A 10,161-nucleotide genomic window follows, 5' to 3' on the forward strand; every position below is an offset into this window, starting at 1 on the left:
AAGCTTTAACTATACTAAGAGATAATGATATTTATCTTGTAAGTGATATAGATTTTTTTGGAGGAAAATTCAAAGAATTTTTTGATAACCTTGCGTATAATAATAAAGTTATACTCATAGGTGAGTTTGAAAACTCTGAACTTCAAGACGCGATTATCATTTTAGATAAGCTAGGTATCGATTTTACAGGGGCTTTGTGGACAGAGCTTAAAAATAACATCGAACTTCAGAACCAAATTATTGCTTGCTCTGAGGGTAATGGCGATCATGCCGGGGAAATGGTTGAGGAGTTACTGATTCGCTCAACATTAAAGAAACATCTTGAAGGTTTTCAAAAGTTTTACCATGCACTGGAGAAGGCACAGACTTCTGTAGCTGATTTTGTCAGGCGCGGGTTTCGAAAATTTTTACCATAATCATATTGATAAAGATTATAGGAGTGATTATCTAAGTTTGGATAAGATCATGGAGCGTTTGAAAAAAGACCCGGATGGCACGAAAACAAGAACAGGGTATGCTTTTCAACTGTTCAAGGAGTACCATGGCAGTGTAAGTCATGAGTGCTTTAAAAAGATGTATGATTATGGTAGAAAAAATCAGTGGGGAGGACGCTGGGAAAAAATGCACAATAAAAAGTCCGCACAATGGGACTCAATCAATCTTTTTTATAATTATATAGAAGATAAAGAGAATAAAGAAGGTAGAGCATGGCATATTGCCAATGAGCTTGGGATAAAAAGACCTTTGAATGGACAATAGTAATCTAATAGCCATCTGGTATGAAGTGACGAGTGGTCATGTCATGCTATTATTTAGAATCAGGAATTTCGAAAAAAATGACCCAGACAGCAATGCTTGTGAAAATGTCAAACTCTGGTCTGTATTGCCGCGTACACTACTGTGTTTATGCATAAGGTCATTTTTTATTATTTTTATGAAAAATAGGGTAGAGGTATTAAGCATTATTAATAGAAAAATCCACTGTTATATTTAAATAGTCTATTTTTTGTTTAAATGATAATGATTATCAATATTATATTGAAACTCTGCTAGTAACTTGATATATTGGCCTGAACGCGGAGAGTGTGCTTAGACTTTTTAGTTTTCAATCGTCTTTTGCTATGGAGTGAGCAATGAAATACAAGTTACTAGTGAGTGCCGTCACAATTCTAGTCATAAGTTCTGTGAGTGGTTTTGCTGCACAGCCCTTGCAATTACAAATTGATCAAATTAAAGCACAGCAACAGCAATTACAACAGCAACTTGCTCAGTTGCAAGGAAACTCCAGTTCGGGAGGTTTAGTATATGTTGGTGAGGTGGGTGGAAAGCTCATTAGTGCGAAATCCAGTCGTTTTGGACGTGATTTAGGTCTGTTAAAATCGTTGCAAAAAGCAGGGAATCAAGCGCCGTTATTAACTTTAGGTGGCGTGCTTGAAGCAAATGCCTCTTATGGGCGCAGTGTTTTGCCTAATAGTGACGATAAAATTCTTAGTACCAATGGGTTTGCTGCTAATCAAAATTCAAGCTCTGTTTGGCTAGATACTGCACGTTTAGATGTACTAGCACGTATTAATGATTGGGTTAATACTGATTTGCAATTAGACTTACATAAATCAACGGTATTGCGTACAGGGGTATTGACCATTGGCAATTTAAATGAGTCACCCATGTATTTTACCCTTGGTAAAATGTATCCTTATTTTGGTGATTTTAGTGGGCATAATACCAGCACCAACTATCCTTTGACGACGAATTATTTCCGGATTAAAGCTATTTCTGGAGCGAGTTTAGGTTTTTATCAATCAGGTTTAAATAGCTCGCTGACTGTATTTAAAAACCAGGCGCAATTAACTCAGGCGGGCACAACTCCAATTGTTTACTCAGCAAGTAACAATAACCATATCAATGATTGGATATTTAATACTAATTATAGTTTTAATGTTAATAATATAAAAGCGAAAGTTGGGGTTGGTTATATTGCTGATTTAACCAATGTAAGTGATAGCAGTATTGCTAGAGGTCAAATTTTTGAGAAGAATGGTGAGCAATTGCCTGCTTGGAATATGTCTGGGCAATTAGCGATTGGACCGATTAGCTTTAAAGCAAATTATGCACAAACGACAAAAGAAATTGCTCGTACCGGAGGAGGTGAGCTAAAAGGTTATAATCTTCAAGCGGGCTATAAATTTAACTGGGTGAAGCCCATTGATATTTTATTGGGTTATAGTGCATTGAAAAATACCGATTATCTTATTCAGCCTAATTTAACTTCAGGAACAGTGAATAGTTTGACGAGTGAACCGGGCTTAAAAAACCAGTGGCTATTGGGTATACGAGCAAAGCTTTTAAGAAATACTTGGGGGGCGTTAGAGTTTGCGCGCGTCGGGCAATATAGCAGTTTAACAAGCGATGATACGAGCCATTATAATATTGTGACTGCTGATTTTTATGTGAAGTTTTAGCGCCTTTAAATTATGAACTCAGGTTATTGGATTGTTGGATCAATATTCGACATTCCACTTTTAAGTAACAGCCGATTAGAGTCGCTGGGTCCGCTGGCTATTTGGGTCTAATTATAAAATTATAAATTTGCACAATGATATAAAGACCACCGATACTGATTACCCCTAAAGAAAAAGCATAAATAGGTAAAGCCATTAATGATTTTTGCGACATGGGGGTTGTTGTGTAAATAAAAGCTAATAACTAAAAGCGATAGATTCAAAAAAAGTAATTAATACGGTACAAATTAACGCAGCAATAAGGCTATATAATTGTTTTGCAATAAAGCAAAGGGCAAATAGTAGAATAAGGGGAAGAATATTCCACAAGACAACGATTGTTGTTGGTAAGTTGAGTCCTGTGCTTAGGTTATCAAGACTATAGCCCAAGCTAATAATAGTAGATAAAGTGGCGATGCATGTTAGCAGTATGGTAATTTTTCGTACTTTAGTGACCATGACGAAACGCTCTTATTTTGATAGCTGCTTTTTCTTTAGAGTAGATAAATGGAGTGCTGAATTCTAGTGTTCAGTCAAAGTGTGTGAACTCTTTAAGGTGTTACTGGCTAAGAGCAAGTTAAGATATCTTTCTTTCATTGAGCGCTTATACTCAGTCGATTACATTTAGTACTTTACTTTGGTGAGTAATCAACGCTATATGGCTTAATGTAATGAATAGTTATTAGGATTGTTGATTTTTTCGTATTCCTTGCGGGAGCTTGCGGCTTCGTTAGAAAGAAGACTGACTGTCTCTCTTAACTTTTGAAATTTTTTATCATTTAATATGCTTTCATCATCAAGTGTGAGTTTTAAAAATTCTAATGCCAGCGTAAATGACTGTTTTTCTATGTCACAAAGCAACTTGTATTGTTTCTTTTTATTATTTTTATCATTTTAAATTTCCTTTTGAAAATGATTCTTTTATTTCATGCATAATATTTATACTTTGTTTTATTGTCAATACGTGCATCTAATTAATGAGGTGTATTTTTATTCGATGTTTTTATCTTATTGATCATAAATATTATGTTTTTAATGTTATTTATGTGACTGTTTATCCAGTATGATTTGTTTTCATTGTCTTTACGTAAAATTAACTTAAAATTTTCTTTTTGTAAGCTAGTATAACTGGGCACTCACGTTGTGTTCGGTGAGGGATGATTTAATGATAAATATATAAAAAGGATATAAATAATGCCGAAGATGCACTTATTGTTGCGTGCTTATAGTACTCGAAGTATTGATGAAATTATCCAAAAATATATAAATGAAGATGCTGATAGGGGGTTAATTGGTTCGATTACTGTCGTGACGAATACCGGGAGAGATAGTTGCGATACCCCAGGTATTGTTGAGAGGGTTGCTCATAGCAATCCTGGTATGACAGTTCGTTGTGTGCCACTAACTGAAGAAGAATATGGTTGGTCTAGAGCTTTAAATCAAGGGATTGAGGGTATTTTGGCAGATCCTAGCGTTAGCGAGGATGACCAGCTTGTTTGCCTGTCTAATGAGGTTGGAATGTCGAATGACCAATTATATCATTTGCAGCAAACTTTAAAAACTCCAGGGGTGTCAGCTGCTCATCCTAAACTTGAATTTCAAGTAGCTCAGGCATTAGGTTTGGGGTATCATTCAGCACGTAATACCGCAATGGCTTATCCATTGAGCCACTTTTTAGATAGTGGCTTAGGTTTGCGCTTTGACCCTGTATTAGAGCAATATGGTGGAATGGAAGATTATGATTTATTGGCGAAAATCTACGCAAAAAACCATCAGTTACCAAGGTGCAGTGGAGATGAAGTGCCTATTACGATTCGGCCGACAACGAATGTTGTGAGAAAGGGAGTGAATGAAACACAAGCGGTTGCAATGATTGCCAAGAAGTATGGGCCAGAAGTGATGGGGCCGTTGCATCAGCGCCTTGAAATTGATTTAGATAAGGGAGATAATCCTGAACCGCATAAATTAAAGCACGAGCCAACTTCATTAAAAGACATTAATTTAGATCCTTTAGAATTAGAAAGGACAATGTTGAGTGCGACATCGAGTTTGCAAGATGATCACGATGTTTTGTTTAGCCCTTCTGAGCAATATAGGGTTTATGTGACTCGAGGGAATAATTGCTCTGGAATGCGTAATTCAAGCTCTCCTGTTGATTATGAAAAAGCCTTGAAAGCATACACCGCTGCTATTGATTTGAATTTAGACCGTCCAGAGGCTTATGCTTTACGTGCACGTGTTTTTTCAAAGTTAGGCCATGGAGATGAAGCGCAGAGAGATCTCGCTGAGGTTGTACGCATTAGAAATGAACGTAGCGGCGACACTTCATCAGAGCCTCCTGCTCAGATTTTGGCAGCACAGAAAACACACAAGGCTGGTCACCGGCCACCATCGGTGCTTTCAGTAGGTAGGTGATATTAATTAGCCCTATGATTTAAGCTGTTTGATCATAGGGTGAATGATTTTATTTAACGGCAATGATAAAGACACGTGAAAACTCAAGAGTGAATTGGTTGTCGATACTTTGACTCTCAATACTTTCTTGAATATATTGCCAGAAGAGTTTTTTATACTCCGAGGTAAGTTTGCGATCATAGCCTTTGGGGTTTAACAGCGGTGTCGCTGTGCCTGCTTTGAAAATATCTAACGCCTTTTCTGGTGTGCAACGAGTGCGAAAATGACGCGTTTTTTCTAAAATTAACCTGAATCCTGCAACTTGAATATATTCACTCAGTTTCTGCTGGCACTGCATATTAGCAAGCAGTTTAAAGCCGTCGATAAAAGGCTTAGCTATTGCATTTTTTTTAAGTGAATGAAAGGCGCGAACAAACTGTGGAGAGAGTGCTGTTTGACTTTGAAGTGCAAAATAACCACCTGGCTTTAGTGCATTGTAATAAGATTTAAAGGCTGTAGGTAGATCAGAGATGTAGTAGGTTAGAGAGTTTGCAGTGATTAGGTCGTATTCTAAGTGTTCATTGAGTTCAGCGGCATCTCTTAAGGCATAATCGACATTTCCTCCTTGGTCGGAGGCTTGTTGGAGCATTTCTTCTGAAATATCAATGCCGGTGACAAAGCTGTATTCATCGCTGAGTTTTCGTGAAAGATAGCCGGTTCCACAACCTAAATCCAATACATTGGCCGTATCGACGAGGGCACAAGTATTGATGATTTCTTGGTAGAGAATATCTGCAGCTTCGTTTTGAGAAGAAGCAATTTTATCGTAGATACTGGCTTTATCATTAAAATTCATCATTGCCATCCTTGTCGTTTATTTTGTTTTTTAGATTTGCTAAGTTAGCCATGATAAATCAAAATGAGATACACGGAAAGTAGAGCGTTGAAACGATCTCTATAAATTAAATAGTTTGAGTGCTGCTGCTTCTACTTCATAAGCACTTTGATAAGATGTCATATTTGTCTATTATCAAGGTGTCCAGCCTTATTGGGTTACAGCATTTTATCATGGCGGGTTTTCGCATACTTAAGCTCTGACCTTCTGATGTAACCTGTTATATCTTAATTATATTTATATTTTCTATGGGCTTTTTTATAAAAATAATACTTTTAAAATAAATAAAGCAGCTTTGAGCTTCTATACTTTAGAATGATGTGGATTGGCTTATTTTAAGGTAGTATTATGAAGTTAATTATGATTGCTATGTTTATCATGGTGTTCCCACTTGTTGGTTTTAGCAAAACCGTTAAAATTTGTGCGGATAAGAATTATTGGTACCCTTTCGTCTTTACTAAAGATGGGCAAGTCACGGGGTTGCAGACCGACATTATTAAAGCTGCTCTGACTAAAGCAGGATTTGAATACTCTATTACTCCTCTCCCTTGGAAGCGTTGCCTTAGTGAAATGAAGAAAGGCAAAGTCGATGCTGCTGCAACTGCATCATATAAGGCGAAGCGTGCGGTGTACATGAATTATCCTAAAGATGCAGCAACAGCAAAAGAGTCTAACTGGCGAGTCAGCCAAGTTGCTTATGTCGTAGTCTCTTTAGCCAAGGATAACTATAATTATTCTGGAGATTTAAAAACCTTGCCACAGCCTGTTTATGTGCCTTCAGGTTACTCGATTGCTGAAGACTTAAGGAAGCTTGGCTTAAAGGTAGATGATAAAGCTAAATCAGACTTAAATAACTTCAAAAAACTAAAACGAATTAAAAAGGGTAGCGTAGTGACTTTATTACAGCTTGCACAAGCGGTGATTAAATCACCTGGTATGGAAGATATCTTTGTTATTCAGAAAGATCCGATTAAGTCGAAAAGCTATTATTTACCATTTTCTAAGAAATCATCACTAACAGAGTCGGAGCAGGAAAAAAATATGGGATGCGATTCGTTCTGTTCGTGATGAAAAGATTATCGACTTTGCGGTTAAATATAAGTAATAAATAGGCTCACGAGTGAAGAAGGTGATTAAGGCGAGTATCAAACTCGCCGCCATTCTTTTTGTTATATCAATATTCTATGTGTCAGTGTCACACGCAAAATTTACGCTATGCATGGATAGAAATAGCTGGATTCCATTTACATATCTGGATGATACAGGTAAGCCCGCAGGCATTCAGCTTGATGTTATTAAGCAAGCGCTATCTAATTTTGAAATCGATTACGAGATCATTGCTAAACCTTGGAAACGGTGCTTACTGAATGCAAAAAATGGTACTGTAGATGCTATAGCAGTAGCTTCTTATAAGAAGGAGCGAGCAGAATTTTTGCTTTATCCACCTGACGCAGCAACGAATAAAAAATCAAAATGGCGTGTTATGCAAGTTGAATATAGCATAATTACTCCCAAAAAGAACAATTATCATTTCAATGGCGATATAAAATCTATTCCTCAGCCGATTTATATCCCTTTGGGTTATTCTATTGGAGCTTTATTAAAAGCGCATAACCTTAAGGTTGACTCTACCGCAGCAGGGGATATTCAGAACTTTAAGAAAATGAGTCGTAGGCTAAGAGGAAGTATAGTTGCTGCAACACAGGTGTCAGAGTTTTTTATAAAAAAATTAAACCTTCTAGATATTTTAAAAATAAGCGAAAAACCACTTCGATCAAAAAGTTACTTCTTAGCAATATCAAAAAAATCCAGATTGAAAGATATTAGACAAAATCTATGGGATGAAATTAAGAATATTCGTGAATCGTCGTTGCAGTCATATATTGCAAACTGGAACTATTCAGCTAAAAAAGCCTCGTGTATTGGTGTTGTTACAGCAGGTGGGGGGCAAGGATTTTTTGGAAGCGAGTTGAAGGGGGTGCAAAAAAGAGCAGGCAAAGAGCTTGGAGTTGTTGTTCACACAAGGGGGCTTGCTGATGAGCTCAACTTCAAAGGTCAACGCAGTCTTATCAATTATTTCACTCAAAAGCTTGGTTGTGAAGGCTTATTGCTTGCGCCTAACTCAAATGACAGGAAAGAAGATGTAGATCGCTTAAAAGCTCAAGGTGTTATTGTCGTGTATATTGATCGCGATATGGCTGGGGATCGAGTGAGTGTGGTTAAAACCGAAAACTTTAGAGCAGGTGAAATTGCAGGCCGAGAAATGGTGGCTGCTTTGAAAGGTCAGGGCAACATTGCGGTATTACGGTTGAGTAAAGAGGTTGTATCCACTACAGCGAGAGAAGAAGGGTTTATAAAAGCAGCGAAAGCAGGAGGCTTAAAAATCGTTGTTGATGAATATGTTGGCACAAAAGCAAGTCACGCGAGAGGCAAGGCTTATGATATTTTTAATACACACAATGATATTGATGGTGTTTTTACCCCAAATGAATCAAGTAGCATTGGCACCTTAAAAGCACTAGAGCGAGCTAATAAAACAGGCAAAATTTTACATATTGGCTTCGATTCACACCCTGTGATGCTTAAAGCACTAAGGTCGGGTAAGATGTATGGTTTTATTGCCCAGCGGCCATTTCAAATGGGTTATCAGGGAGTAAATATTGTGCATCGTGTGATTCAGGGCAAACCAGTCAAGCCTGCTGTTGATACAGGTGTTATTTTTATCAATATGGATAACTTAAATGACAAAGAAGTAAGAAATATACTTAAAAATTAGGGCTTATATGTTTAATAAATTATTAATTTTTATAATTTTGTCTTTTATCGGATTAATCAGTGTTCAAGCTAAAGTGCTGCTAACAACAGGCGATTATCCTCCTTATACTGGTAAGCACTTAGCTCAGCAAGGCATTGTTACCTACATTATATCACAAGTCTTTAAAAAGACTGATACGTCTATTGAAGTGGCATTTATGCCCTGGAAAAGAGCGGAAAGCTATACTGAATCTGGAAAAGCGCTTGCTGTCTTTCCATATATTTTCAAAACTAAAGAACGGCTCAAACATTATGAGTTTTCAGCACCGATTATCAGTAGTCAATATGCGCTTTTTACCGGGAAAAGTGACCTTGTCCAACAGAACTATCTAGACGTAGAATCCGTCACCCTTTGTAATGCTCTGGGCTATTCAATGAAACCTATTCAAAAATGGCTAAAGACAAATCATATCTCTGTGATCAAGTTGAATGACATGCGTGATTGTTTAAAAGCATTGAAATCAAAAAAGGTAGATCTCGTTTTTTTAGACACGATAGCCGCTAAAGCTTTCATGCAAGAAATATTTGGAAATACAGATGCACTTTTTCAAATGAAGCCTAGTATATTACATACTGATTATTTTCTTATGTTCTCAAAGAAGTATCCTAACTATAAAAATTATTTAAAGATATTTAATGCAACAATTAACAACATGAGAGATAGTGGTCATCTCGATAAAATTATAAAAAATTATTGGAATATAAGTCGTTAACATCCTATGCTTATTCGTTGGCTGAGTTAGCGAGCTTGATAAGGAAAGGTTACCCTGGATGAGTGGAGGCATCAAGAGCCAGAGAGGGTTTCGTTGTGAGTTCATGAAGTAAGATATAATATAGTAGAGACGGTTGTAATGATGGTTAATCAACTAACTTTACGGTTTCACTGAAAAAATCCATTGAGGCTTGCTCTTCTGCAGATTTTGGTATTGTGTTATTTATGAGTTTATAGACGCTGCCTGAAAAATTTTTTGAATATAGTTAACGTATTGGCCGTTATGTTTTTGAAAATATTTCTCAAACTCACCTGATTTTTTGAAATTATTCAACGCAGCTAAAATGGAGTCGTGTAAATGTACATCTTCTTTCTTAACAAAAAAATAAACAACGAACGGATAATACAGCATATAGTGTTTATTAATCGCTATATTTTTAAATTTAGCATGATGCGCTTTATATTCGTTTAATGCTTCACTCACACCTCTAGGAAAGAAGTCAATGCGCCTATAGTTTAACATAGGGAATAAGGATGCGTAATCTTGAGATAAAACGACATTGAACCCATTATTTTCTAAAATTTTAACATCAGTCCAGCCACGCCCTTGACCGAAGCGGTAGGATTTAAATGGCTTTCCTTTTATATAGTCCTTGTTTTCTAACAGTGCACGGTACCCCAGTAAGCCCCTCATTAAAGGGAACCTGATAGGTAAAAACTCTGCTTCTAATGTCTTTGATGTGGGTAAGGCGATAACATCAATTGTACCACTGCGTAATGACTGCAACTTTCTTAAATTAGTCATTGGAGTTTTATGGGTTTTTACTATAAATTTATTAATTTTC

Annotated in this window: 9 protein-coding genes and 1 pseudogene; 7 read left to right on the forward strand and 3 right to left on the reverse strand. The window is 36.7% G+C overall.

Translation table 11 applies throughout. The annotated features are described in order from the left end of the window. From BGC07_RS20335 to BGC07_RS00840, 3 genes are all read left to right on the forward strand, one after another. A partial coding sequence (locus tag BGC07_RS20335; RefSeq protein ID WP_158006816.1) for a hypothetical protein occupies nucleotides 1–416 on the forward strand: 416 nt, incomplete at its 5' end. Between the two features lie 37 nt (nucleotides 417–453). Next, nucleotides 454–759 carry a hypothetical protein gene (locus BGC07_RS00835; RefSeq protein ID WP_139121565.1) on the forward strand — a complete coding sequence of 102 codons (306 nt, stop codon included), beginning with the start codon at nucleotides 454–456 and terminating at the stop codon, nucleotides 757–759. Between the two features lie 374 nt (nucleotides 760–1,133). Further along, entirely contained in the window at nucleotides 1,134–2,462 is a 1,329-nt protein-coding gene (locus BGC07_RS00840; protein WP_069311592.1) for an LbtU family siderophore porin, read from the forward strand. A 237-nt stretch (nucleotides 2,463–2,699) separates the two neighbouring features. Here the strand turns inward: BGC07_RS00840 and BGC07_RS00845 are convergent, their stop codons facing one another. Then, on the reverse strand, nucleotides 2,700–2,960 hold the full coding sequence (locus tag BGC07_RS00845) for a hypothetical protein (RefSeq protein WP_069311593.1): 261 nt from the start codon (nucleotides 2,958–2,960) through the stop codon (nucleotides 2,700–2,702). Nucleotides 2,961–3,695: 735 nt separating this feature from the next. Between BGC07_RS00845 and BGC07_RS00850 the strand changes: the two genes are divergently transcribed. Beyond that, nucleotides 3,696–4,916 carry a tetratricopeptide repeat protein gene (locus BGC07_RS00850; protein WP_069311594.1) on the forward strand — a complete coding sequence of 407 codons (1,221 nt, stop codon included), beginning with the start codon at nucleotides 3,696–3,698 and terminating at the stop codon, nucleotides 4,914–4,916. Between the two features lie 49 nt (nucleotides 4,917–4,965). On the opposite strand, the gene BGC07_RS00855 is transcribed toward BGC07_RS00850, so the two are convergent. Beyond that, nucleotides 4,966–5,754 carry a class I SAM-dependent DNA methyltransferase gene (locus BGC07_RS00855; RefSeq protein WP_158006817.1) on the reverse strand — a complete coding sequence of 263 codons (789 nt, stop codon included), beginning with the start codon at nucleotides 5,752–5,754 and terminating at the stop codon, nucleotides 4,966–4,968. Nucleotides 5,755–6,138: 384 nt separating this feature from the next. Between BGC07_RS00855 and BGC07_RS00860 the strand changes: the two genes are divergently transcribed. The 3 genes from BGC07_RS00860 to BGC07_RS00870 are packed head-to-tail and all read left to right on the forward strand — an operon-like array spanning nucleotide 6,139 to nucleotide 9,317. Then, nucleotides 6,139–6,858: a substrate-binding periplasmic protein gene (locus BGC07_RS00860; RefSeq protein WP_069311596.1), complete on the forward strand. Its 720-nt coding sequence runs from the start codon at nucleotides 6,139–6,141 to the stop codon at nucleotides 6,856–6,858. Nucleotides 6,859–6,910: 52 nt separating this feature from the next. Then, nucleotides 6,911–8,566, forward strand: coding sequence for a substrate-binding domain-containing protein (locus tag BGC07_RS19140; RefSeq protein WP_077216673.1), 1,656 nt, complete (start codon nucleotides 6,911–6,913; stop codon nucleotides 8,564–8,566). A 7-nt stretch (nucleotides 8,567–8,573) separates the two neighbouring features. Further along, complete coding sequence (locus BGC07_RS00870; RefSeq protein WP_069311597.1) at nucleotides 8,574–9,317, forward strand: substrate-binding periplasmic protein; 744 nt, start codon at nucleotides 8,574–8,576, stop codon at nucleotides 9,315–9,317. A gap of 222 nt (nucleotides 9,318–9,539) precedes the next feature. Here BGC07_RS00870 and BGC07_RS00875 read toward each other — a convergent pair. Then, nucleotides 9,540–10,161: pseudogene (locus BGC07_RS00875) on the reverse strand (transporter substrate-binding domain-containing protein); the annotation flags it as partial.

The organism is Piscirickettsia litoralis, from assembly GCF_001720395.1.
Lineage (GTDB): Bacteria > Pseudomonadota > Gammaproteobacteria > Piscirickettsiales > Piscirickettsiaceae > Piscirickettsia > Piscirickettsia litoralis.